This window comes from Tundrisphaera lichenicola, assembly GCF_051175385.1.
In the GTDB taxonomy this organism is placed as follows: domain Bacteria; phylum Planctomycetota; class Planctomycetia; order Isosphaerales; family Isosphaeraceae; genus Tundrisphaera; species Tundrisphaera lichenicola.
In genome coordinates, this window is sequence record NZ_CP195106.1 from 872,650 (window position 1) to 895,227 (window position 22,578).

23 protein-coding genes are annotated in these 22,578 nt (G+C 65.2%); 5 read left to right on the top strand and 18 right to left on the bottom strand.

The window, feature by feature from the left end; translation table 11 throughout:
* Positions 1-134: 134 nt before the first annotated feature.
* Entirely contained in the window at positions 135-686 is a 552-nt protein-coding gene (locus tag P12x_RS03355; RefSeq protein ID WP_435009417.1) for a Uma2 family endonuclease, read from the bottom strand.
* Positions 687-861: 175 nt separating this feature from the next.
* On the opposite strand from P12x_RS03355, the gene P12x_RS03360 reads away from it, so the two are divergent.
* Positions 862-1,776: a PIG-L deacetylase family protein gene (locus tag P12x_RS03360; RefSeq protein ID WP_435009418.1), complete on the top strand. Its 915-nt coding sequence runs from the start codon at positions 862-864 to the stop codon at positions 1,774-1,776.
* Positions 1,777-1,863: 87 nt separating this feature from the next.
* Here the strand turns inward: P12x_RS03360 and P12x_RS03365 are convergent, their stop codons facing one another.
* Positions 1,864-2,472, bottom strand: coding sequence for a hypothetical protein (locus P12x_RS03365; RefSeq protein WP_435009419.1), 609 nt, complete (start codon positions 2,470-2,472; stop codon positions 1,864-1,866).
* 674 nt (positions 2,473-3,146) lie between these two features.
* Between P12x_RS03365 and P12x_RS03370 the strand changes: the two genes are divergently transcribed.
* The gene (locus P12x_RS03370) at positions 3,147-3,446 is read left to right on the top strand and encodes a Uma2 family endonuclease (RefSeq protein WP_435009421.1); all 300 of its coding nucleotides are present in this window, start codon (positions 3,147-3,149) and stop codon (positions 3,444-3,446) included.
* Positions 3,447-3,527: 81 nt separating this feature from the next.
* On the opposite strand, the gene P12x_RS03375 is transcribed toward P12x_RS03370, so the two are convergent.
* The 3 genes from P12x_RS03375 to P12x_RS03385 all read right to left on the bottom strand — a co-directional run bounded on the left by P12x_RS03375 (position 3,528) and on the right by P12x_RS03385 (position 6,279).
* Positions 3,528-4,259, bottom strand: a complete 732-nt coding sequence (locus P12x_RS03375) for a BON domain-containing protein (RefSeq protein WP_435009422.1) — start codon at positions 4,257-4,259, stop codon at positions 3,528-3,530.
* A 310-nt stretch (positions 4,260-4,569) separates the two neighbouring features.
* Entirely contained in the window at positions 4,570-4,893 is a 324-nt protein-coding gene (locus tag P12x_RS03380; RefSeq protein WP_435009423.1) for a hypothetical protein, read from the bottom strand.
* 264 nt (positions 4,894-5,157) lie between these two features.
* Positions 5,158-6,279 carry a hypothetical protein gene (locus P12x_RS03385; RefSeq protein WP_435009424.1) on the bottom strand — a complete coding sequence of 374 codons (1,122 nt, stop codon included), beginning with the start codon at positions 6,277-6,279 and terminating at the stop codon, positions 5,158-5,160.
* 269 nt (positions 6,280-6,548) lie between these two features.
* Between P12x_RS03385 and P12x_RS03390 the strand changes: the two genes are divergently transcribed.
* The 3 genes from P12x_RS03390 (at position 6,549) to P12x_RS03400 (ending at position 9,317) form a co-directional block, all read left to right on the top strand.
* Positions 6,549-6,935, top strand: coding sequence for a response regulator transcription factor (locus P12x_RS03390; RefSeq protein WP_435009425.1), 387 nt, complete (start codon positions 6,549-6,551; stop codon positions 6,933-6,935).
* A gap of 151 nt (positions 6,936-7,086) precedes the next feature.
* Positions 7,087-8,172 carry a hypothetical protein gene (locus P12x_RS03395; protein WP_435009426.1) on the top strand — a complete coding sequence of 362 codons (1,086 nt, stop codon included), beginning with the start codon at positions 7,087-7,089 and terminating at the stop codon, positions 8,170-8,172.
* Positions 8,169-9,317, top strand: a complete 1,149-nt coding sequence (locus P12x_RS03400) for an Ig-like domain-containing protein (protein ID WP_435009427.1) — start codon at positions 8,169-8,171, stop codon at positions 9,315-9,317. The genes P12x_RS03395 and P12x_RS03400 overlap by 4 nt, the downstream gene beginning before the upstream one ends.
* A 21-nt stretch (positions 9,318-9,338) precedes the next feature.
* Here P12x_RS03400 and P12x_RS03405 read toward each other — a convergent pair whose 3' ends face one another.
* From P12x_RS03405 to P12x_RS03465, 13 genes are all read right to left on the bottom strand, one after another.
* Positions 9,339-10,286 carry a hypothetical protein gene (locus P12x_RS03405; RefSeq protein WP_435009428.1) on the bottom strand — a complete coding sequence of 316 codons (948 nt, stop codon included), beginning with the start codon at positions 10,284-10,286 and terminating at the stop codon, positions 9,339-9,341.
* 12 nt (positions 10,287-10,298) lie between these two features.
* Complete coding sequence (locus P12x_RS03410) at positions 10,299-10,868, bottom strand: hypothetical protein (protein WP_435009430.1); 570 nt, start codon at positions 10,866-10,868, stop codon at positions 10,299-10,301.
* Positions 10,869-10,945: 77 nt separating this feature from the next.
* Positions 10,946-13,033: a vWA domain-containing protein gene (locus P12x_RS03415; RefSeq protein WP_435009431.1), complete on the bottom strand. Its 2,088-nt coding sequence runs from the start codon at positions 13,031-13,033 to the stop codon at positions 10,946-10,948.
* Between the two features lie 99 nt (positions 13,034-13,132).
* Positions 13,133-13,261, bottom strand: coding sequence for a hypothetical protein (locus P12x_RS03420; RefSeq protein WP_435009432.1), 129 nt, complete (start codon positions 13,259-13,261; stop codon positions 13,133-13,135).
* Positions 13,258-13,590 carry a hypothetical protein gene (locus tag P12x_RS03425; RefSeq protein ID WP_435009433.1) on the bottom strand — a complete coding sequence of 111 codons (333 nt, stop codon included), beginning with the start codon at positions 13,588-13,590 and terminating at the stop codon, positions 13,258-13,260. The genes P12x_RS03420 and P12x_RS03425 overlap by 4 nt, the downstream gene beginning before the upstream one ends.
* The gene (locus P12x_RS03430) at positions 13,587-14,480 is read right to left on the bottom strand and encodes a DUF58 domain-containing protein (protein WP_435009434.1); all 894 of its coding nucleotides are present in this window, start codon (positions 14,478-14,480) and stop codon (positions 13,587-13,589) included. Before P12x_RS03430 ends, P12x_RS03425 begins: the two co-directional genes overlap by 4 nt.
* Positions 14,481-14,642: 162 nt before the next feature.
* Positions 14,643-15,011, bottom strand: a complete 369-nt coding sequence (locus tag P12x_RS03435; RefSeq protein ID WP_435009435.1) for a hypothetical protein — start codon at positions 15,009-15,011, stop codon at positions 14,643-14,645.
* 37 nt (positions 15,012-15,048) lie between these two features.
* Positions 15,049-16,080, bottom strand: a complete 1,032-nt coding sequence (locus P12x_RS03440; protein WP_435009436.1) for an AAA family ATPase — start codon at positions 16,078-16,080, stop codon at positions 15,049-15,051.
* Positions 16,081-16,124: 44 nt separating this feature from the next.
* Entirely contained in the window at positions 16,125-16,733 is a 609-nt protein-coding gene (locus P12x_RS03445; protein WP_435009437.1) for a Uma2 family endonuclease, read from the bottom strand.
* 18 nt (positions 16,734-16,751) lie between these two features.
* Positions 16,752-17,399 carry a hypothetical protein gene (locus tag P12x_RS03450; protein ID WP_435009438.1) on the bottom strand — a complete coding sequence of 216 codons (648 nt, stop codon included), beginning with the start codon at positions 17,397-17,399 and terminating at the stop codon, positions 16,752-16,754.
* The gene (locus P12x_RS03455) at positions 17,399-20,515 is read right to left on the bottom strand and encodes a VWA domain-containing protein (protein ID WP_435009439.1); all 3,117 of its coding nucleotides are present in this window, start codon (positions 20,513-20,515) and stop codon (positions 17,399-17,401) included. The genes P12x_RS03450 and P12x_RS03455 overlap by 1 nt, the downstream gene beginning before the upstream one ends.
* A 29-nt stretch (positions 20,516-20,544) precedes the next feature.
* Positions 20,545-21,471 (bottom strand): NHL repeat-containing protein, encoded by a 927-nt coding sequence (locus P12x_RS03460; protein WP_435009440.1) that lies wholly within the window; start codon positions 21,469-21,471, stop codon positions 20,545-20,547.
* Between the two features lie 464 nt (positions 21,472-21,935).
* Positions 21,936-22,457 (bottom strand): GNAT family N-acetyltransferase, encoded by a 522-nt coding sequence (locus P12x_RS03465; RefSeq protein WP_435009441.1) that lies wholly within the window; start codon positions 22,455-22,457, stop codon positions 21,936-21,938.
* Positions 22,458-22,578 lie beyond the last annotated feature (121 nt).

Genomic DNA, 22,578 nt, shown 5'->3' on the forward strand with positions numbered 1-22,578 from the left:
CGAGCAAGCGGTGGGAACGCGGATCTTCTGCCTTAAAAAGCTGCGGCTCGCCCGCGATTGAGATGACCCCCTGGCCTTCTTGCTCATCGTTGGGGTAGATCGGCCCCGGTGACGCGACTCGGGGAGTAGATCGTCTACTCGAAGAAGCGACCCACGCGGACCTGAAAGCCTTCCAGGATGCCGGGCAAGGTTAACTCGTCCGTCGCCCCCAACTTCCTCGGAGGTTCGTCGACGCCGAAGACGTGCGCCACCTGGGGTTCGGGGTCGAGGACCACCACGACCAGGACGCCGGCCTTCAGGTACTCCGCAACCTTCTCCAGGATCTCCCGCCAGCGGTCGCTCGATGATCGGACTTCGAAGACGAGTTCGGGGACTTCGGGACCGTATCCCGACGGCAGCGGGCCCTTGGGGAGTCGGGCGTAACTGTAGAAGGCAACGTCCGCTCCCCGGACGGTGTCGGGGTTACGTTCGGTGATCACCCCCGAGTCGTTGCTCATCACCCGACCAAGGTCACGTCCATCAAGGAATATCTTGAGAAGGTAGTTCGCCCGGGAGCAAACGTATCCATGTCTTCGGTCGGGCGGAGGCAGGTCGACAATCCTTCCCTGCACGAGTTCTTCCGGATGGCCGGGATCGGGCCTCCGACCGAATTCCTGAGCGGTCATGAGTGCTTCGGCGATCGCCATTGGATGATCTCCCCTCGGGCTCGCGACGGATCTTCGACCGGATTATCGCCGATGGGCCGGTTTCGAGGCCACCCCGCTCGGCGACTCGACCGCCCGAGCCTTGGTCCGGCCCCTCGGCTCGGGTATGGTGCCCTCTTTGCCCACCCACCGAAACTTCTCCGATAGGAAGCACCCGATGAGACGAGCCAGTTTGACCATCCGACTCCTCCTGTGGGCCCTCGCCGGTCTGTTCCTCGTGGCCTCGTCGGGGACGAGCCGGTCCGAGGAACCGATCCGCGTGATCGTCTTCGGGGCTCATCCCGACGACTGCGAGCTGGACGCCGGCGGGACGGCCGCCCGATGGGCCAAGCTCGGCCACAAGGTCAAGTTCGTCGCCACCACCAATGGCGACATCGGCCACCATCAGATGGCCGGCGGGATCCTGGCCCGTCGGAGGATCGCCGAGGTCAAGCGGTGCGGCGAGATCCTGGGCGTTACTTCGGAGGTGCTCGACAATCACGACGGGGAGTTGTTGCCGACCCTGGAGAATCGACGGACGATCACCCGCCTGATCCGCGAGTGGAAGGCCGACATCGTCATCACCCCCCGGCCCAACGATTATCACCCCGACCATCGCTATACCGGCATCCTGGTCCAGGACGCCGCGTTCATGGTGATCGTGCCCAACTTCTGCCCCGACGTCCCCGCACTCCGGAAGAACCCGGTCTTCCTTTACTCCGAGGACGGTTTCAAGAAGCCCAACCCGTTCGAGCCCGACGTCGTGGTGCCGATCGACCCGACCCTCGACCTCAAGGCTGCGGCCATGGATGCCCTGGAGTCGCAGTTCTACGAGTGGAACCCCTGGCTCTCGGGCTACGAGGACCAGGTGCCCAAGGGGAAGGAAGAGCGGATGGCATGGACCCTCGGGTGGGTCGGCAAGCGGGCCGGGGCGACGGCCGAGAAGTTCCGCCCGCTGATGACCGATTTGCTGGGCGAGGAGAAGGCCAAGGAGGTCAAGGCCGCCGAGGCGTTCGAGGTCTGCGAATACGGGTCACAGCCGTCGAAGGAGGAGCTCAAGCGACTCTTCCCCTTCTTCGACGAGAAGGAATGATCGAGGCCGAACCTTCGGACTTCGAAATCAGAACGGCCCGGCCCTCGTCGTCGAGGGCCGGGCCCGGGTCCGACCGGCCTTGGCCGATCAGGGTTGCGGGAACGTCGTGGGCGGGCCGCCGCAACGACGTAGGTGATCCTTGTCGATGAACACCACCTCGACTCGAGCCTTCCGGTGGTTGAACGGGATCGGGTAGTCCGCCCAGTACAGCTCGTCGAAGTAGACCGAGCACTTGTAGTGGCAGTGGACCAGCTGGCAGGGTCCGGCCAGGGGGAAGACCTTGCAGGGGTCAACCTTCTCGCCGATCTTTTCGATCAGGATCCGGACGTTATTCCGCTGGGTTTCGTAGAACACCGGAGAGCCGGTCTTGAACTTGGGAACCTTCTCCCAGACCTCGGCCTCGCTGGGCGGGTCGAGGCAGCTCGCCGGGGCGAACTCGCCAGGGATCGGGTCGAGGATCGGGACCTTCATCTGGTCCTCACGCTCCATGTCCCGCTCCAACCGCGCCTGTTGAGACGCGAAGATCGGGAAGGCGAACGACCAGCCGGTGGGGTGCAGCGGCGAGATATTCCGGAATACGTAATCGAGGCCGCAACCCACGAAGCTCGTGGAGAAGAAGGCCATCAAGGCACCCGTCAGCAGGCCGCGAACCCAGCGCGGGGTGATCGGGCCCTGGTGCCGCGCGGATCGGGACATGAATCTCCCCTCCTTGGGAACGTGCGCGAGCGGGCCGGGGGAGTCCTCCCCACCGGCAACGGCGACCGAACCGGCTCAAGCCCGGGGGCTCGGAGAGCGATCTCTCCGATCCCGCCGTCTGCGGTTCTCGGTCAGGTGCTTTTGTTATCGAACAAGGTGCGGTCCGGGTGTGAGGAATTATCCGGATGCGATACCAAATTCCCCTTGCCTGAGAAGAGGGAGCGAGATAGTTCGTGTCGATGGGGTGGCTTTGGAACGATGTAAGTTTTTAGATAATATGGCTTTCTGGCAGGTCAATTGCGGTCTTCGACGGCTGAGCACGACTCCCCTGAGGCCATTCGTCCTGTTACAATCCTGATGACTCGAACTCCGCATCGCGTCCGAGGAGCCGACCGAATGGCGACCGCAGAACTCCTCACCCCCGAAATGGGATCGAGACCGATCGATCCGGACGGCCTGTACGAGATCGTCGACGACCGACGATTGGAGAAATCAGCGATCGGGGTGTATGGGACCAGGCTGGCTTTCGCGCTCGCCTTCGAGATCGAACAGTTCGCGAAGTCCGCCGGACTCGGCCGAGCGGTCACTGAGACACTCTTCCGGATTCGCACGGCACCGAATCTCCAAAGACGGCCGGATGCTGGCTTCCTATCGTTCGATGCTGGCCCCGAGGCATGCGGACGCCATCGGTCAATGCCTGGGACGTCGTCCCCGACCTCGCCGTCGAGGTCGTAAGCCCGACCAATCACGCCGAGGAGATCCCCACCAAGGTCCGCGAGTACTTCGAGGCGGGCGTCCGACGGGTCTGGGTCCTTCATCTTCACGAGTCGCTCGTCTACGAATACGACTCTCCCCGAGCGATTCGGGTCCTGGATCGGCAAGACACCCTGGAAGGCGGGGTGGTCCTCCCCGGATTCCGGCTGGCCCTGGCCGACCTCTTCGAGGGGCCGGAGGAACCGACCAATCCGGCCTGAGTGGGCAACGCCGAAGGGCCGGGCGGAACAAGTCCACCCGGCCCTCGGTCGTGATTCAGCAGATTGCGTCGTCCGTTCGGCTCAATAAGCGAAGAGGCCGAACGGGTAGGGGGTGAAGAACGGGCGGGTGTAGTTCTTCTTGAAGTCGAGCCACCAGATCCCGTCGTCCCAGCGGAGCGTCACGGCCCGCCAGTCCTGGGGAACTTCGGGGTAGGGGTAGAACGGGCCGATGTTCGGCCAGGCCTGCCAGGGGTAGGCGGTCGGGTAGCCGACGGCCGAGAAGTTGCCGGCCGGGGCATAGCTGGGCCAGGCGTAGTTGGGCTGGCTGGTGCCCGCGGTCGCCGGAGCACCCATCCCGGCCGGACCTTCGGGGACCGGGCTCCCGTCCGGGGACGAGACCATGGTCGGCTCCGACATCACCGGGGCACCCTCGTAAGAGCCGCCGCCGTGGTGCAGCATCCCGCCGTGGCCGCCCATCGCCATCTGGTACTGGACCGGGCGGACCCGGGCGTCGGGGACGCGGATCTGATCGACCACGCCGGTGACGCCGGACACCTTGTTCACCAGGGCCAGGGCCTCGCGCTTCTGGGATGCGTTGGGGACCGAGCCGTTCAGGGTCACGACGCCCGAGCGGGCCTCGATGTCGATCCGGTAGGACGAGAGGGACGGGCTCGACTTCAGGGCCGAAGCGACGGCATTGGCGGTCGCCTGATTCTGATTCATCGAGGGGGCCGGGGCCTGGGCCGTCGCCACGGAAGCCGCCACGGTCAGGAGGCCGAACGCGGCCGAAATCCGTTTCAGAGGAAGCAACATAGCTTGATCCTTCTCCCGTCAGTGGCCGACGGGTCCGCGCGAAGGACATCGAGCTGGAAAGCTCGGTCCGGGATCGTGTTTGGGATGACTCGACTTCGGAAACGCCCCGTGGCGGGGCTGGGGAAGTGTCTAGCTTCGAGAGGTCGATCGAGGAGTCAGTCAGGTCTTGGCACGTCCTTGGCTTCCGAACCGACGGAACTCTGCCCCACGATCGCCGGGCCGTCAAATCGCTGGCGCAAAAAAAATCGGGGCCGTGCGGCCCCGAGGCGGGAAGATGATGTTTGATAAGAACTTCGGCGACGGAAAATTTTCAGACGGCCGGCTCGGTCTCGCTGGAAAGCCGGATCGCGGGGGGCGCGGTTGTACCAACGGTCCCGCTTCCGGCGATCATGCCGATCAGCAAAACCGTCATGGTCCCGCCGGCGAAGAGGGCAAACTCGGAATCGAAGCGGCCGCAGAGCGCCCCGAAGACACCGAGACCGACCAGAGCGAAGACGAAACCCACCCGGCCCCGATCGGCCCAACGGGTGGCGGGCACCAGGCGGGTTAAGCAGAGGGTGGCGACCCCGAAGACCTGGAACATCATGACTGCAATTTCGAGGACGCTGTCAGTTCGAAGATTGGACCAGTCCATGCAGGCTCCTTCCTTGGGCGCTGTATGGGGTGTCGGAGAGGATCGACTTAAACGTCGGAGGCAGGCGAGGCGGACGGGAGGAGCAGTAAAGCAGTTCCGGGGCCAACAGGGCAAGAATCGCGGAAATTGCCCCCAGCCCGTCCGATCAAGACCATAACTTGAGGGAAAAACTTCCAAATCGAAGAATTTCCCGGCGGCTTTGCGACATTCTTACAGAGGTGGCCTGCTGTTTTTACAACAGGCCACCTCGACCGCCGGGGTTTCTTATCGTCGACGATTCTTGGAGAAGCTGGGAGGGGCCTTGAACTCCAGCTCGCTGCCGACGTCCAGGACCTTCCACCCTTCCTTCTCCTTGCGGGTCATGATGGTCCGCTGGTGGCGGTCCCGTCCCTCCATTTTGGAGACGACGACGCCAACCTTACCGCTGCTCTTGGCCGGGAGGACCCCGGCGACCTTGAACTCACCGAGGGCCTTCGACATCTCGTCGAGTTCGTCGTCGGAGATGCTCCCGTCGATGATCGACTCGAAGATCTTCTGATGCTTCTCGGCGGCCTCGGTCGAGGCTCGGCGGGCGGTGGCCTCGGCCAATCGGTCCCTATCCTTGAGCTTGAGAGCGGAGATGAAGGCCTCGACGGCGGTATTGGGATGCAAGAAGGTGTCGGGCCCAACCGGAGCGGCGTCTGGCCCGTTCAGGCCTCCTGGTCCGCCGATTCCCCCCGGCCCTCCGAATCCTGGAGGCCCGCCGGGCCCGGCGGCCATTCCAGGTCGCATGGCCTCATATCCCCCTGGTGGCCCGACCTCGCCTGGGACCGAGCCTGGGTATCCCGGGGTGGCTCCAGGAACCGCAGCCAGGCTGTCTCGGGTCGAGCCCGGAGGTCCGCCGGCACCGGGATAGCCGGGAGGCCCGCCGGAGCCGGGATAGCCGGGAGGCCCGCTGGCGCCGGGATAGCCGGGAGGTCCGCCGGCACCGGGATAGCCGGGAGGCCCGCCCGCCATTCCGCCCGCAGCCCCGGGTGTCGGAGTCTCGGCGGGAGCGGCGGTGGGAGTCGCGGCGATCCGGAGCATGTCTTCGGTCCCCGAGGCGTCTCCTTTGACGCTGGAGGCAACAGGCTCGGGCTCCGCGACGGGGGCGGGCTGGGCGGTCTCGATGGCGGACGGGGCTCCTGTCGCGGCGATCGGCTCGGGACGAGCCGGTGCGGCGGGCTCGGGTGCCGAGGGCGCTTCGGGGGCCGACGCCCCACCACGATCGACGACTTGCGGCGACGCGTCTTCGGCGGCGGCCGAGTCGGAATCCGGATCGGGGACGTCGCTCCCTCCGCACCCGACCCATGCGAGACACGTTGCCGCCACGGCCACCCGGCCGACCCAAGCTCCGAACGATCTCATGATGTGTGATCCTCTTGCTGGTCGGGCCGCGAGGAGGGCCGTCCCCCGCGTCAAATAGGTCGTCACGACGGCGGGCCATCGGATCGGCCGCCCCCGCCGGTCCCCTTGAAGTATATATAGTATGACGCTCGTCTCCCGATCGTGAAAGGGGCTCGTCCTGACCCAGGCCCGCCCGGTCCCTTGCCGAGGACCCTAACGGCGCTCTATCATGGTCGCGTCCACTTGAGACCAGTTGAGCGATCGAGCATGACGGACGGGGGTAGTTCGCGATGTCCGCACAGAAGACGGTCCTGCTCGTCGACGACGACAACGACATCATCGAATCGATGCGAACCGTCCTCGAAGCAAAGGGCTACAAGGTGATGGTCGCTCGCGACGGGAACGCCGGGCTCACCGTCGCCGAGCGCGAAGGGCCCGACCTCATCATCCTCGACATGATGATGCCCAAGAAGAGCGGATTCCTCGTCCTGGAGAAGCTGAAGGGACGACCCGGCGGCCTGATCCCCACCATCATGATCACCGGCAACGAGGGGAGCCGCCACCGAGCCTATGCGGAGATGCTCGGCGTTCGCGATTACATCCGCAAGCCGTTCGCCATGGAGAAGCTGGTCAAATCGGTCGAGCAGATCCTCGGGATCGATTCGGCCGACGACTGACCTCGGCCGTTCGGCCCGGAGCGATCCTGGCCCTTGGCCCGACGCTGCCCCGTTGCAATGTCGCGCCAAGGGCCGATAATGCGCCTCCTGGGGACCTCTCGCCCCACCTCGTTCGGAGATCGATCGTCTCATCGAAAAGGGGGAAGCGACCATGTTCCAGGCTCGATTCGCGATGGCGGCGGTGGTATGCACCGCCTTGACGGCGCACGGGGCCGACCTGACCAAGGGGACGCCCGACCTGAAATCGGCCGGGGCGCTGGCCTTCGGGCCTCACGGATTGCTGTTCGTGGGCGACTCGCAGGGCGCGGCGATCTTCGCCATCGACACCGGCGACCGCACCGCCGACTCGGCGGGCGAGGCGATCAAGGTCGAGGCGATCAATGAGAAGATCGCCGGACTGCTAGGCACCGACGCTCGCGAGGTCATGATCAACGACCTGGCGGTCAATCCGCTCTCGGGCAAGGCTTATCTGTCGGTCTCGCGAGGCCGAGGGCCGTCGGCCGCACCGGCGATCGTCCGGGTCGACCGGGCCGGCCAGCTCTCGCTCGTCTCGACCGAGAACGTCCCGTTCGCCAAGGCGGAACTGTCCAACGTCCCGACCGCCGGCGCCGCCGCCAAGAAGGGGGCCAGCCCCCGAAGCCAGGCGATCACCGACCTCGCCTATGTCGATGGCCGGGTCTTCGTCGCGGGCCTCTCGAACGAGAAGTTCTCCTCCCGACTGATCTCGATCCCCTATCCGTTCGCCTCGGTCTCCGACGGGACGAGCGTCGAGATCTACCACGGGGCCCACGGTCGTTATGAGACCGCCTCGCCGGTCCGGACCTTCGCCTCGTACAAGATCAATGGCGAGCCCTACCTGATGGCCGCCTACACCTGCACCCCGCTCGTCAAGTTCCCCGTCGCCGCCCTCAAGCCGGGCACCCACTTCAAGGGGGCCACCGTCGCCGAGCTGGGCAACCGCAACAACCCGCTCGACATGATCGTGTACCAGAAGGACGGCAAGGACTACATCCTCCTGGCCAACAGCAGCCGGGGGATGATGAAGATCAGCACCGACGGGATCGCCGAGGCCCCCTCGATCAGTGACCACATCACCGACACCGCCGGCCTGCCCTACAAGAAGGTCGATGAGCTGAAGGGGGTCGTCCAGCTGGATGCCTTCGATAAGGACCATGCCCTGGTCGTGATCCAGCAAGAGGGTGGGGCCATGAACCTCGAAACCATCGCCCTCCCGTGATCATTTCAACGGGTCTGATCCTCGCCGCGGCCCTCGCGACCGGATTTCCGGCCGAGGGCCCCGGCCTTGCCATCCGATGGGAGGTCGATCCTTCGGGGACGACCTCCTCGGTTTCGGTCGTCGGGCTCTCGCCCGATACCCGGAAGGCGCTCGGTGAGCCAGGCTGGACCGAGGCCCGATGGCCGGGGCTTTTCTCGGTCCAGGTCGAAGGGCAGGGGGATCGCCCTCCGATGGTCGGTTCGTACCGGCTCGAAGGGGACGCCCTCCGATTCACCCCCCGGTTTCCGATGGATCGAGGCCGTGCCTTCGTCGCGACCTATCGACCTTCCCAGCTTCCCGGCGGCAGCGGCAAGGATCTCTCGTCAAGGCATCTTGTCCCCAGGCCGGAGCGTCCCTCGACGGTCGTGACCCGCGTCGACCCCTCGGGCGAGATGCTCCCCGAGAACCTACTCAAGTTCTATCTCCACTTCTCCAACCCGATGGCACGCGGCGAGGTCTACGACCGCGTCCGGCTCCTGAAGGATGACGGAACGGCTATCGATCTACCGTTCCTCCGGCTCGGTGAAGAACTCTGGGATCCGACCGGGACCCGCCTGACGCTCCTGATCGATCCGGGTCGGATCAAGCGAGGGCTCAAGCCCCGCGAGGAACACGGCCCGGTCCTGGAAGCGGGCCGGACTTACACCCTGGTGGTCGACTCCGCCTGGCGAGACGCCGAGGGAGATCCGCTCGGTCGGGAATTCCGGAAGACATTCCGGGCCGGTCCCGAGGACAACACGCAGCCCGATCCGAAAGCCTGGCGAATCGCACGCCCGTTGGCCTCGACTCGCGACCCTCTCGGCCTGACCTTCCCCAATCCTCTCGATGCGGCGCTCCTGGACAGCGCGATGAGCCTGGTTGATCACCGGGGAGTGGCGGTCGAAGGGCGGATCGAGGTCGAAGCCGGTGGCGTCCGATGGATGTTCACGCCCGAAGCTCCCTGGATTGCCGGCGACTATGAACTCCTGGTCGACGACGAACTCGAAGACCTGGCCGGCAACAGCATCCGACGTCCCTTCGAGGTTGATGTCCAGCGAGACACGCCGGAACGGTCCGAGTCGAGGCTGATCCGCCTGCCGATCTTGATCCGAGGATCGCAACCCTGATCCCGGCTCAGATGACCGAGATCAGGGGGCTTTGACGGTCAAAAGCGCTACGGTCGCCCATCCCGAAGTCGAGAGTCGCTGGGCGTAACTTTCGGATCCGGAGGGGCGAGTCGTCTCGATCCAGCTTCCGTCGTCCTGCTGGTTCTCGATCAGATAGGCTCGCCCCCTGGCGATCAGGGAGGGCACTCCGGGCCGGTCTCGATGGCGGTCGAGGGCCAGGAGCGCCAGCGCCGTGTCGAAGACCTCGGGAGGCGACTTCTCGTAAGGTCCCCAGCCGCCATCCATTGCCTGGCCTCTTCTGAGGAGATCGAGAGTGGCCTCTCGACTCTCCGGGGACTGACCCTTCAACTTGGCCAGGAGGATGGTCGAGGCATCAAGGACGCTCGATGGTTCGAGGCGTCCGAGCCAGGCGTCGGCCCGCTCGATCGCGTCCCGAAACCGGATCGGATCGGCGGCGTTGAGGGCTTCGCGGGCCGTCCAGGTGGCCAGCGGTCGACCGTAGGTCGCGGGAGAGCCGACCCGGCCCAGTTCTTCGATCCGCCATGACCCGTCAGGGGCCTGATCCCGGGACATTCGATCGGCCGCGCGGATCAAGGCTTGTTTGTCGGCGAGTTGCCCGGCTTCGACCGCCGAGGCCAGCGCGGCAGTGAACTGGATGCGGGCCAGGAGCTTGTCGCTGGCCGGTCCGCCGCCCCCGTTCTTCTCCCAACCTTCGGGCCGGGCGAGCCATCGGGTGGTGTCGGCCGTCGACTCGGGCGGGATTGCCCGACCGAGCCTGGTTGCAGCATAGAGCGCGCGGGCGGCATCGCCGTTGTTGTGGCACGAATAGCAATGATTCTCGGACGACCAGCGCGGGACCTCCCGGGCGAGGTAGGTCAGGGCCTTGTCTTCGGGCGATTCCTGGGCCAGGGCCCTGGTCCCGAGGATCGAGATAAGCAGGAGGATCCGACCCGCTCTGGCCCCGAGCATGGTCGATCCTCCTCAGCGACCCGGCAGGTTAGTACGGATCAGGTTTTCGACTTCTCTGACCCGATCGATCCCGAAGAAGCCCCGCCGGGTGACGTTGGTTCGGCCACGTCTCCCATAAGTGACGAATTCCTGGAAGATCAGGTCGCCCGAGCCGTCTCCTCGCTGATTCCTGGCGATTGAGGTGAGTTCGGCACGCCCGTAACTCCGGATCTGGGTGCCGGCCCAGGGGCTCGGCTCCCAGGTGATCGCCCGCCGATTCGTCAGCGCATAGCAGATTTTCGAAGCCGCGAACGCCCCCCAGAATGGCGAGGTGATCATCGTCAGCCCGATCAGGACGAACGGGATGCCGAACAGGGCGAAGGGCCAGGGAGCGTGGCTTGCCATCGCGATCCAGAAGAGGGCGAACCCGCCGAAGAAGATCCCGAAGATACTGATCGGCACGAAGGGCAGGATGATCCTCGATGCTCGGGGACGCCCGACCCAGAGCAGCTTCTCATCGTCCGCCAACTCCGCGCGGATCATCTCGTCCAGGGAGGGGGGGAGCGAGGCGAGATCCGAATCGTTCAAGGTCGAGAAGCTCATGGAGCGGGCTCGTGATCGAGTTTCGGGGGCGGATCATCGGTCCTTGTCCGGGGATCTTCGGCTCGCGTGTCTCTTTATCAGATGTAAACCCTTCGGTTGTAGATGTACCACTCCAGGCAGACCACGCCCAGGGCGATGGCGGCCAGGGGCTTCCACCAGTCGTGGGGGGCCTGGATGGTCTTGCGGGTCCCCGCGACGGGGTTGTAGCCGATCTTGATCTTGTAGGCGTCGGCCTGGTCGGGCGGCGTGCCTTCGGGGACCAGCCCTCGGGGGGCCAGGTCGCTCTCTCGGGAATCGAACTGGTTGACAGCGAACGACTGGGATCCTTCGGGCTGCCATCGGGCGTGGTAGATCCCGGTGAGGTTGGCGTCATTGTAGAGGAACGTCCCCTGGGGGGTCCGCGGAATCGGCGCCGACTCCTTGCCGTTGGGGTCGACGATCGTCATCGACTGGGGCGGATTCTCGGTCCGGAGGACGACCGCCTGGCCCGGCACGTGGACCTCCTCGCCGGCCGACTCTCGCGCGTTGCCCAGGGTCTGGATCGCGTTGAAGAGGAAGAGTGGGAAGCTGTACTTGGTGACCCAGTCGGTGTTGAAGCTCTTCTCCCGGATTAGGTCGAAGGCCACGATCGCGTCGGAGAATCCGCTCCGGGGGGCGATGAAGGCGAGCGGGCCGGAGTCGCTCTCGAAGAGGACCGAGGAGCCGGGCGGCGGCTCGACGATGATCGCCTTGGAGACCCGCACGACCGAGAGGTCGCGGATATACTGCATCAAGGGCTGCGAGGCGTCGACGTCGAGGATGGTGGGATTGTCCACCATCTTCGAGTTCTCGTATGCGGGGCCGGGGGGCAGGGCGCCGAAGTAGAGGGTGTTGGCCTCGGGCGACTTCTCGGGCCGGAACCGGTCGTAGATGATCAGGTCGAACCGGCCTGCGGCGGCGTCGCGCTGGTAGGCCTCGGTCTTGTAGTCGTCGGGACTGGCCACGATCACGTCGGCACGCTCGGCGGCCAGGGGGGTCCGGAGGGTATCGACCAGGTAGCGGTTCCCCTCGGAGACGACCAGGATCTGCGCCTTCCGGGGCGAACCGATCAGGGTGAAGGCCCGGTTGTCGAGCGGGAGGTCGTCCTGGGCGTCGAGGCGGACTTCCAGCTCGGCGACTCCGGTATCGGGCAGGTCGAAGTTGAACGACTGGTCGGCCTGCTTGCCGATGGTCAGGCCTATGGCGTCGATCAATCGGCCGGGGTCGCCGGATTTCGCCGGGTCGCGCTTGAAGAGCTGGGCCTTGACCTCGACGTCCTCGGGCTTGTAGTTGTGGACCCGCCCGAACACCTGATAGACGTCGGGCCGTTCCTCATTCCGCCGGGTCTGCAGGGCGAGGATGGCGACGTTATTCGAAGGGGGCTTGGTCCGGGCCTCGGCCTTGACCGCAGCGCTGGCGTCCTGGGGCGGGGCGGGGGGGGCGGTGCCGATGACGACGACCTCGGGTTCGAGGTTGCCCAGGCTGAACCCCTCGACGTCGGCGAACCCGCCATCGGTGTAGATCTTCAGCTTGGGGGGGACGATGCTGTTGGCGGCCACCCCTTCGGCCTGCTTCGAGGGGTTCGCCAGCCCGGCGGCCACCTGGAGCGCCTCGCGGAGCGAGGTGGTTGCCTCGGTCGGCGTGATCGACTCGATTCGCTGGAGCAGGAGGGTCCGGTTGCTCGTGTAGTTGGAGACCACCTTGGCCCGGTCGGAGAACGAGACGACCATCGCCAGGTCGTCCGAGCCCATCGCGTTGACGATCTTCCTGGCCTCTTCCTTGGCCTTTGCCAGCCGGGACGGCTCGACGTCGGTCGCCCCCATGCTGGCCGAGTTGTCGATCGCCAGGACATATCGCTCGCCCAGCGTCGAAGTCCCCCGGATTCGGGGACCGGCCAGGGCCAGCATCACCAGGAAGACGGCCAATAGCTGGAGGAACAGCAGGAGGTTCTTCCGGAGCCGCTGGAACAGGCTGTTGACGTGGAGGTCTTCCAGGCTCCGCCGCCAGAGCAAGGTGCTGGGCACCTGCACGGGTCGCCTGCGGAGCTTGAGGAAGTAAAGCGCGATGATCCCCACAGGGACCCCGGCCAGCACGGCCCACAGCATGGGGCTCAGCGGCGTGATGAACTGAATCGGCCCGAAGCCCATCGCCTCACCCTCCCGTCAAATCGGCCGTGTGTCCGTTGGGCAGGGCTTGCCCTGCCGGCCAGGCGTGTGCGGCAGGGCGAGCCCTGCCTACGAAAAATCTCAGAGTTCCGGCTCGCGGTCCTGGAAGCCCGGCCGCTCGCCCTTCCGGGCTCGGATCATCATGTACAGGATGTAGGACACCAGCAGCGCGGCGATCCCGACGAATACGTAGAAGTTCTTGATCGTCACGCGTGTAGCCTCGGTTCTGCATTCGGCCAGGCGTCGAGGTCGCGATCCCAGAGGGGCATGAGGCGTTCGCCGGCCGGGCTGGATGTCAAAGATTCCAACTTCCTGCGCTCCTGGAGCTTCCGGATCGCCTTACTTCCCAGCCTGCGCGTCATGAAGAAGGTCACCAGGGCCAGGATGATCCATAAGGGCGCGAATGGTCCCGTCAATCCCATCAAAGAGTAAATGATAACCCAGGGGGCGGTGCCGAAAATCAAACCCATCACCGCGCCGATGGCCATCTCCAGGATCAAGTAGGACCTGCCGTTCCGGGCCTTGGCCATGGCTTTCATCGGACCAGCCCCCGCTCACGCAGGTAGTTCAAAATCAGCTTGTCGAACGGGTTCTGGTTCGTGGTGAAAATATAAGTGATCCCGCGCTTGGTGCACCATTCCTTGAGGCCGCCCACGAAGCTGTTCAGGTTATCCTTGTAACGGCGGAGCAGGGGGGCGCTGACGGTGATCTCGGCGATGTCGTCGTCCTCGGCGTCGACCAGGCGGAGGTCGCCAACCAGTTCGGGCTCGACCTCCTCCTGGGCCAGGACGTGGACGACGTAGATGTCCATGTTCCGGGCCAGGAGGTAGCGGAGCGCGGGCTCGTAGCCCCGCTTGTCCAGGAAGTCGGAGATGATCACGACCACCCCCTTGCCCGAGTGCTTGATCGCGAACGCCTTGGCGGCGGCGGTCAGGTCGCTGGCACCGCTGGCCTTCAACTGGTCGAGATAGCCGACGATCCGGTACATCTGGGACCGACCTCGGACGCTGCTCATCCCGGCGTCGAGGGTGGTGCTGAAGGTGTCCAGCATCACCCGGTCGTGGTTCACCAGCCCGATGAATGCCAGGGCCGCCGCGACCTGCTTGCCGTAGTGGAGCTTGGTCGGGTCGCCGAAATCCATCGAGATGCTGGTGTCCAGCAGCGTGTAGAAGTGCAGGTCTTCTTCTTCGAGGAACAGCTTGAGGAAGAGCTTGTCGAGCCGGCCGTAGACGTTCCAGTCGATGTGCCGGAGGTCGTCGCCCACCGAGTACTGGCGATGGTCGGCGAACTCGACCGACGAGCCGCGTCGCTTGCTCTTGCGCTCCCCCTTCATCCGGCCGACGAAGATCTTCTTGCTGACGAGTTCGAGCTGCTCCAGCTTGTGGAGGAACTCGGGATCGAGCAGCGCGGGCGAGGCGGTCTCGGGCATCGATTTTGGGAGGATTCGGGACTCGGGACTCGGGACTCGGCCCCCGTCCGGGAACCTCGACCGTCGTGCGTCGACCCTGCTCCGCCCCTCCTTTATCGCTCTCGATTGAAGTTGTATTCCGACCGATTATCTGATCTGTCCGAGCCCCAGGCCGACCCGGATTCAGCTCGCCTGATCCGAGAGATAGAAGAGGCCGAGCATCAGCCCGGCGGCCAGCCCGAGGCCGAAGATCCAGGGGATCAAGGCGGCCAGGAAGATCTTCCAGCGACCGCCGAGTTCCAGCGGCCGCTTGTGCAGGAACCCCAGCGCGGTGAACCAGCTCTCGGCGATCACCAGGGCCCCGCCGACCAGGATCAGCAGGGCCATGGTCGCGTCGACGTGCCAGGCCAGGGCCGAGGCGGCCAGGACCAGGCTGGAGAACGTGGCGAGCACCGTCAGGTCGCCGGCCGTGAAGGTCAGCGGCTCGGGCTCCGGCGGCGCCCAGGGGACCGGCGCGGGGGGCGGATCGTAGATGTCGTGGGTGGTCGTCATGGTGCGAATCTTCGAGGGTGATCCGGGTTCGGAGAACTCAGCCGGCCTTGGCGGTGGCCCGCTCCTCGGCCTTCTCGGGGACGGCGTCGAGGATCTTGAGCAGGACGTCGTCGGTGCTCACCCCCTCGGCCTGGGCCTCGAAGTTGAGCAGGGTCCGGTGCCGGAGCGCGGGCAGATAGACCCGTCGGAGGTCTTCGAAGGAGACGTTGAACCGGCCGTCGAGCAGGGCCCGGACCTTGGCGGCCAGCACGAGCGTCTGGGCCCCTCGGGGGCTGGAGCCCCACCGGACGTACTGGTTGGTGATCGGGACGGAGTAAGGCCCCTCGGGGTGGGTGGCCAGGGCCAGCCGGATCGCGTAGTCCTGGACGTGCGGGGCGACGATCACCTCGCGGACCAGCTGCTGCATGGCGACCAGCGTCTCGCCGTCGATCACCTGGCTGGCCTTCGGCTTCTCGTTCCGGGTGGTCCGGTCGAGCACGATGGTCAGCTCCTCGCGGGTGGAGTAGCCGACGACCAGCTTGAACAGGAAGCGGTCGAGCTGGGCCTCGGGGAGCGGGTAGGTCCCTTCCTGCTCGATGGGGTTCTGCGTCGCCATGACGAAGAACGGCTCCTTGAGCTTGTGGATCGTCCCGCCGACGGTGACCGAGTGCTCCTGCATGGCTTCGAGCATGGCCGACTGGGTCTTGGGGGTGGCCCGGTTGATCTCATCGGCCAGGACGATCTGCGAGAAGATCGGCCCGCGCTGGAAGACGAACGTCCGCTTGCCATCGGGCGTCTCCATGACGACGTTGGTGCCGATGATGTCGGCCGGCATCAGGTCGGGCGTGAACTGGATCCGGTTGAAGTCGAGCGAGAGCGTGTCGGCCAGGGTCCGGATCAAGAGAGTCTTGCCGAGCCCCGGGACCCCTTCCAGCAGGGCATGCCCGCCCACGAACAGGCAGGTCAAAACGCCGTGGATGATGTCGTCGTGGCCGACGATCACCTTGGAGATCTCGGCCTTCACGCGAGCATAGGCGTCGCGGAACTCGGCGGCTCGGGCTTCCATCGAGGCGGGGTCGGCGGTGCTCATGGTCGGGTTGATCCTTGGAGTTAATTATACTCGTATTATCAGTTCTAAAGAATATTGGATGTGGGGATCAGGGCGACCTGCGCGCCCTCGAGGACAAACGGTATCGATCCGTCCCGGCCGATGGTCGTCGTCGAGGAATATCGCTCCTCGGATGGGATGGGATCGGAGTAGAGATAGATCACGTCTTCTTTGAGATTGAACACCCAGTAGGCCGGGATGCCGGCCCTCGCGTAGGCCCGGAGCTTGGCTCCGGTGTCGATCTTCAGGCTGGTGTCGGCCAGCTCTATCAGCAGCCCGACATCTGCCGCCACGGGCCTTCGGTCTCGGTAGGTCTCGAGGTCACCGCGAAGTATGACCATGTCGGGCAGGGGAACCTTGTCCGCGCTGAGGGTGATCGAGGATTCCGCCCAGAGCGACCACCCGGGCGGAAGTATGGGAAACAAGGCGGCGTTGAGTCTGGCCCAGGAGAACGAATGGGGGTGCTTCTTGGCCATCTCCTCGTAGACCCGCCCTTCCCAGAGGCCGACTCGTGCGTCGTCGGGGAAAATATCGTTGTCGATCATCCGGTAGAAATCGTCCACGCTGAACAGGTAAGGGACGTCCACCGGGGAACTCGGGGCTTCGATGGGCGATCGATCCAGGACGGATGACATGGAGATCTCCTTCGACGGTCAGCCGGGCGAGGTGGTAGGTTCGGTCCCAGGCGATAGATCGAGGGGATTGGATTGATCGGCCAAAGCGTATCCCACGGCACCGCCGATCAGGCCGAAAGCCATCCCCTGGATCGTCAGGGCGATGAGGAGTGAGTTGTTGCCCGCTTGAAGCTGTTCTTCATATGCCTTTGACCTGGCCTTGTAATTGACCTGTCGCCTGACCTCTTCGGTGGTGAAGGGTACCATGGCACCTCCCACATCCTTGGTATAGAGGTCCGTCGCGGGGTCGTAATTGGTGATTCGACTCGGGCTCGGATCTTTCGGCCAGGGGAATTGAGGGTGGATCAAGAGCACTAGTTCGATGGCCGGCCCTTCGAATTGCCAGACGTTGCTACGGTCACGACGATCGACGGTGAATTCGGCGGTTCCCAGGACTGCCATCAAGGTGCAATAGGCCAGGTAACCCCATCCGAAAACGGCCGCTCCGATCCAGGACGTCCGACGACCAGAGACGATCGCACCGATTGTTGAGACCAGGAGCGTGACCAGGGCCGAGAGGATGGCCATTCCGGTCATCCAGTTCGTCGCGGCCTTCATCGCGCCCAATCCGGCCGCGACGACGACGATCAAAGTCATGATCTGGGTCAGTCCCAGCCGCCGGGTCATCACGATTTCCCCTTGTCCTTCTGATCCTTCTCGCGATCCTCCCAGACCTTGTTCTTGGCCTTGAGGAGTCGGTTGGTGTAACTCTCGGGCTCGGCCTGGGGGCCGGTGGGGGCCATTCCGGGGGCCTGAGTCTGGGGGCGACGCTCGGCGGCGGGGCGGTTGGCGGCGGCCCCTCCCTTCATCAGGTCCTCGACGACGTTCGGGACCTGGGCGATGTCGGAGGGGGGCGGGGCCTCGTAGCGGGTGGCGGCCCTCGACCGGTCGATCTGGTCGCCGACCTCGGCTTTCCGGCTCTTGAGCTTCTCCATGTACTCGACCGGCGGGGCGACCTCTCGGCCCCGCATCTTCTGCCACTGGTCGCGGATCAGGCGGCCCATCCGCTCGAAGTCGGGCGAGACCCGGCGGATCGCCACGTCGCCCAGGAACATCGTGGCCGAGAAGAACAGGAGGAGCGGCCAGAGCGGCGAGAGGGCCCGAGGGGTCTGGGTGAAGGCGTCCCGGCGGAAGGGTTGAGACTCGGCCAGGGTGCGTGCCAGGTCGATCGAGCCGTCGGCCCGCTTCTTCCAGGAGAGGACCTGGCCGTTGGTCAGGCTGGCGACCGTCTCCAGGGTCCCGGGGTTCGACCGCAACTCGCGATATTCGTCGGAGTAGGGGACCGAGACTCCGGTGGAGACCACCCCCTTGATGTTGTCGGGGCCGCTGTAGCCCAGGTTCACGAAGTAGTTGCCGCTGGCCTCGGCGTTCTCGACCACCCCCTCGTACCGGCCGGGGGCGGTCTGGACCAGGTCCACCTTGGTCCGCTTCAGGTCGGGGCTGAGGATCGACCCCTGGATCTGGAGGAAGTTGAGGAACTGGCTCTCCTTGTCCAGGGCATCCACGACGACCTTGATCTTGCCTTCCTCGCGTCGGACGTTCAGGGTGAGGTTCCGGTTGTCGACCGGCCGCATCGACCACCGGACCACCTGCGACCAGAACGCCGCGTAGTTCTCCCACGAGGGCCAGGCGGTGGTCCACTTCCGGCCGGCGTCGGAGGTGAAGGCAACCGAGCGGCCCAGCCCGTAGGTCCAGTGGGCCAGGAGGGGCGGGGGCTGCTCGGCGGGCAGGGGGGAGACGATCGGGACCTCGACCAGCTCGCTTTCCTTGGGGCTGGTCTGGACCAGGCCGGTGATCGGCGGGAGGTCCCCGGAGAGGCCCACGATCGGCTCGCTGGTGTACTTGACGTTGGGGAGCCAGGGCTTGGGCTGCTCGAAGATCAGGGGGCGGGAGATGATCCTCGCCTCTTTCTGATAGATCCGGGGGAGTGCCTTGGGGTTGGTGACCTGGTAGAACCGCCCCTTGGTCTTCACGGCGATGTCACGCATCGTGGCGATCGAGCCGGGGTCGTTGCCGTGGGCGGCGACGATCACGGTGGTCACGGTGATCTTGTTGGCGATCAGCTGCTTGATGACCTGCGGCGAGGGGGCGGCGGGGTCGCCGTCGGAGATCAGGATGATGTGCTTGGTCATCGCGTCCTGGACCTTCCGGAGCCCGTTCAGGGACAGCTGGAGGGTCGGGTCGAACGCGGGCATGTCGCCGGGGGTCATCCGGTCGATGGCGCGGAGCATCGACGCCTTACCATTGCCGACCGGCTTGATCGTGAACAGCCAGGCTTCCTGCCCTTCCCAGTGGACCATCCCGCAGTAGTCGTAGCTGGAGAGGGTCTTGATCGCCTCCTGCGCGATCACCTTCATCCAGTAGTTCCCCTCGGGGATCTCGGTGGCGTGCATGATCTGGACCAGGGCCCCCTTGCCCTGGACCTTCATGGCCTTGATCTGCATGTCGACCGGCAGGGCCTTCTCGATCGGAGAGTTCAGCCAGCCGCCGGCCCCGAAGCTGTTCTCGCCGCCGAGCATGATCAGGCCCGCGCCCATGTCGTGGACGTTGGCCTCGATCAGCCGTTGCTGCGACTCAGTGACCGAGTCCTTGGGGACGTTCCCGAGGATCACCGTGTCGAACGGCTGGAGCTGCCCGAGGTCGTCGGGGAGGCTGTCCCCCCCCTCGGAGCCGCCGCCGCCGATCCCGGGGGCGACCAGCGTCTTGACCTCCAGCTTCTTCTCGCGGAGGGCCCGGACCAGCTCGGCGTGCTCGCCCCTGGTCCCCTCGATCAGCAAGACCTGCGCGGTCCCTCGGGAGTAGGTGAACCCGGTGGCCACGTTGTTGATCGCCCGCCGGTCGCCGCTCCCCTTCTCGGGGACGAACTCGGCGGTGAAGGTGTAGAAGCTCGGCTCGTTGATGAGCTGCTTGAGCGTGAAGACGTTGACCCCTCGGCGGAGCTCGACCGGCACCGGCTTCTCGTTGCCGGGGGCGGGCACGCTCCGGTTGTCGGAGTCCTTCTGGAAGATCTGCAAGGTTCCCCGACTCGGCTCGCTGGCCCGGACGACCACGTTGATGTTGACCGTCTCCCCCTTCTTGACGTCGGGGGGCAGCGAGACCTTCTCGACCAGGACTTCCTTATCGTAGAAGTAGTCGACCGGCAGGACGTCGATCTGGATGCCCAGTTCCTTGGCGGCGATGGCCTGCTCGATGGCGTTCCCGCGATTCTCGTTGCCGTCGGAGACCACGACGATCCGCCGGGCCGAGTCCTCGGGGAAGGTGGCCAGGGCCAGCTTGATCGCCCCGCCGAGGTCGGTGTACTCGCTGTCGACGGTGTTCTCGATCCCCAGCATCAGGTTGGCTTCGCTGAGCTGCGGGGGGGTCTCGACCTTGGGCTCCTTGCCGAAGACGATCACGCCGGTCTGGTCGTCCTTGGTCTTGTTGCGTTTCTTCGAGTCCTCGGTCACGAAGCTGAGGATCGTCCCGCGATATTCCTGCGGGATGCTCTCGGAGGTGTCGACGACGTACATGGTCGTCAGCTTCTCGTTCCGCTGGACCGTCGAGACCTCGGCCAGCGCCAGGACGATCGCGGTGACGACCGAGGCCCGGATCAGGATCGCGACAACTCGCCGGACCTTGCCCAGGCCGGAGAGGCTCTTGTAGCTGAACAGGACCAGGGGCACGATCAGTAGGGGCAGGAGGATCAGCCACCAGGGACGGCCCACCGTCAAGGTCTGCGCCAGATTCCCCATCAGGGTCGACATCCCGTCCGTCCTCCGTCAGTCAGGTCAGGTCACATCCGGAATCGCTGGACGCGATGATTGTTCGAGTCGACGACCGAGACCGAGCCCTTGTGGTCGACCGCCAGGGCCCAGGGATTGTAGAGCTGGCCGGGCCCTCGCCCAGACTCCCCCCAGACGCCGAGCGAGATACCCTCGGGGCTGAACTTCTGGACCCGGTGATTGCCATATTCGCAGACGTAGACCGACCCGTCGGGGCCGACCGCAACGTCGAACGGATAGGCCAACTCTCCCAGTCCCGCCCCCCGGGTCCCCCAGCTATCCAGGAGCTTCCCCCGGGTGTCGAAGATCTGGATCCGGTGCGTCGCGCTATCGGCGACGTAGATCCGGTCCTGATCGTCGATCGCCAGGGCGCGGGGCCGGAGGAACTGACCGGGCTCGTAGCCGTGCCCGCCCCACTGGCGGAGCCACTTCCCCTCGGGCGAGAAGACCTGGACGCGGTCGTTCTCGCCGTAGTCGGCCACGTAGAAGTTGCCTTGCCTGTCGCAGACGACGTCGCAAGGGTAACCGAACCGGCCCGGGGTCGAGCCCTGGACCCCGTCGCCGATCTGGAGCAGGATCTTCCCCTCGGGCGAGAAGACCAAAACCCGGTAGAAGTGGGTGTCGGCCACCAGGAGTCGCCCCTGGCGGTCGATGCTCACCCCGCTCGGCCCGTCCACGTTGAAGTCGGGCATCTGCCAGCCGCGGAGGTACTTCCCCTCACGGTCGAACACCTGGACCCGGTCGGTCAGGTCGACCAGATAGAGATGATCCTCGGCGTCGAAGGCGGCGGCCCGGGGCTTGACCAGCCAGCCCGGCTTCCGCCCGTGGAGGCCCCAGACCTGGTCCGGTGTGGGGGCCGCGCCCGAGTCGCAACCCGACAGAATCGCCAGGACGATCAGCGGCGCGAGCCGGATCGGGCTCACTCGGTGCCTGCTCATGGTGGTCCAGCCTTCGGACGATCCTGGACCCCCCGACGCAAGTCCGGGGGGGAATCAGCTCATCGTACAGGAATCGGGAGCTGCAAAGCAAGTCCTAGGAAATTCGTTTCATGGCTCTTCCTCCGACGCTTGTCGCGAGCCATCCAGAGTGCTCGGTCGCCCGGGAAGAATCCAGATGGGGGAGGGACTGGTCCGTCAAGCGGAAGGCTCCTCGTTTGACGGCTGGCCAGGGGTAGGAATTGACTTGTCGGAAGGGACATCGCCTTGGTTCAAGGCGGGGAATCGCGTTGTCGCCCTTTCCGACTCGGGCAATCTCCAAGGAACAAACCCTGGGGAAGATCGTCGTCGAGATCGAGGACGGCGATCATGCGGGAAAGCAGGATAGACTCGTCCAAGCGAGTCTCAAACCGCTGAAGTAAATCATGAATAGGATTCGAGTCCCGCTCGAATCCGTATCTTGAGGCTCATGCCACCGTGTGAGGCGATGAATCGGCCGGGGGCCGCGAGCTGAGCGAGCGCGACATCCGATAATTCCGGAATTCGATCCCTCGAGAGACGACGATCTGACTGGCGAGGGTCTCGAAGCCCTGGTCTTCGAAGAAGGGCCGGGCCGTGATGCTGGCCTCGGTGGAGAGCCTCGCGATGTCGAGCCGCCCGGCCTCGCTCACGATCGCGTCCAGGAGCGACCGGCCGACACCGATTCGTTGGTGGTCGGCGGAGACGAAGAACCGATCGATATGACCGTCCGCCTCCAACTCTCCGAACCCTACGAGGCGACCGTCCGACTCCGCAACCGCCACGAATCGACCCTCGAATCGATCCGACCAGGCCTGGAGGTCGATCTCGTCCGAGGCCCAGGCATCGATCTGCTCCGGCGTATAGTCCCGTGAGTTGACCCTGCGGATCGTGTCCCGGAATAGCTGGAGGAGTTTCGGAGCGTCATCCGGGCGGAAGCTGCGGATCGAGATCTCGGATGGGCTTTCCATATCGTTCGTAGGACTGGGTAGACTTCGGCTAGGGATTCAAGCGGGCAGAGATGATTAAAACCCGGTCCGGCCCTCGGGTTCATCGAGCGCCGGACCGGGTTTAACCCATCGTTCTCGCCCG

Excerpts from the sequence above, each read along its gene's own strand:
- P12x_RS03390 (WP_435009425.1), top strand. The coding sequence starts at position 6,549 with ATGTCCGCACAGAAGACGGTCCTGCTCGTCGACGACGACAACGACATC.
- P12x_RS03385 (WP_435009424.1), bottom strand. The coding sequence starts at position 6,279 with ATGAGATCGTTCGGAGCTTGGGTCGGCCGGGTGGCCGTGGCGGCAACG.
- P12x_RS03410 (WP_435009430.1), bottom strand. The coding sequence starts at position 10,868 with ATGAGCTTCTCGACCTTGAACGATTCGGATCTCGCCTCGCTCCCCCCC.
- P12x_RS03355 (WP_435009417.1), bottom strand. The coding sequence starts at position 686 with ATGGCGATCGCCGAAGCACTCATGACCGCTCAGGAATTCGGTCGGAGG.
- P12x_RS03365 (WP_435009419.1), bottom strand. The coding sequence starts at position 2,472 with ATGTCCCGATCCGCGCGGCACCAGGGCCCGATCACCCCGCGCTGGGTT.
- P12x_RS03435 (WP_435009435.1), bottom strand. The coding sequence starts at position 15,011 with ATGACGACCACCCACGACATCTACGATCCGCCCCCCGCGCCGGTCCCC.
- P12x_RS03375 (WP_435009422.1), bottom strand. The coding sequence starts at position 4,259 with ATGTTGCTTCCTCTGAAACGGATTTCGGCCGCGTTCGGCCTCCTGACC.
- P12x_RS03380 (WP_435009423.1), bottom strand. The coding sequence starts at position 4,893 with ATGGACTGGTCCAATCTTCGAACTGACAGCGTCCTCGAAATTGCAGTC.
- P12x_RS03455 (WP_435009439.1), bottom strand. The coding sequence starts at position 20,515 with ATGTCGACCCTGATGGGGAATCTGGCGCAGACCTTGACGGTGGGCCGT.
- P12x_RS03440 (WP_435009436.1), bottom strand. The coding sequence starts at position 16,080 with ATGAGCACCGCCGACCCCGCCTCGATGGAAGCCCGAGCCGCCGAGTTC.
- P12x_RS03405 (WP_435009428.1), bottom strand. The coding sequence starts at position 10,286 with ATGCTCGGGGCCAGAGCGGGTCGGATCCTCCTGCTTATCTCGATCCTC.
- P12x_RS03465 (WP_435009441.1), bottom strand. The coding sequence starts at position 22,457 with ATGGAAAGCCCATCCGAGATCTCGATCCGCAGCTTCCGCCCGGATGAC.
- P12x_RS03460 (WP_435009440.1), bottom strand. The coding sequence starts at position 21,471 with ATGAGCAGGCACCGAGTGAGCCCGATCCGGCTCGCGCCGCTGATCGTC.
- P12x_RS03430 (WP_435009434.1), bottom strand. The coding sequence starts at position 14,480 with ATGCCCGAGACCGCCTCGCCCGCGCTGCTCGATCCCGAGTTCCTCCAC.
- P12x_RS03415 (WP_435009431.1), bottom strand. The coding sequence starts at position 13,033 with ATGGGCTTCGGGCCGATTCAGTTCATCACGCCGCTGAGCCCCATGCTG.
- P12x_RS03445 (WP_435009437.1), bottom strand. The coding sequence starts at position 16,733 with ATGTCATCCGTCCTGGATCGATCGCCCATCGAAGCCCCGAGTTCCCCG.
- P12x_RS03425 (WP_435009433.1), bottom strand. The coding sequence starts at position 13,590 with ATGAAAGCCATGGCCAAGGCCCGGAACGGCAGGTCCTACTTGATCCTG.
- P12x_RS03395 (WP_435009426.1), top strand. The coding sequence starts at position 7,087 with ATGTTCCAGGCTCGATTCGCGATGGCGGCGGTGGTATGCACCGCCTTG.
- P12x_RS03370 (WP_435009421.1), top strand. The coding sequence starts at position 3,147 with ATGCGGACGCCATCGGTCAATGCCTGGGACGTCGTCCCCGACCTCGCC.
- P12x_RS03450 (WP_435009438.1), bottom strand. The coding sequence starts at position 17,399 with ATGACCCGGCGGCTGGGACTGACCCAGATCATGACTTTGATCGTCGTC.
- P12x_RS03360 (WP_435009418.1), top strand. The coding sequence starts at position 862 with ATGAGACGAGCCAGTTTGACCATCCGACTCCTCCTGTGGGCCCTCGCC.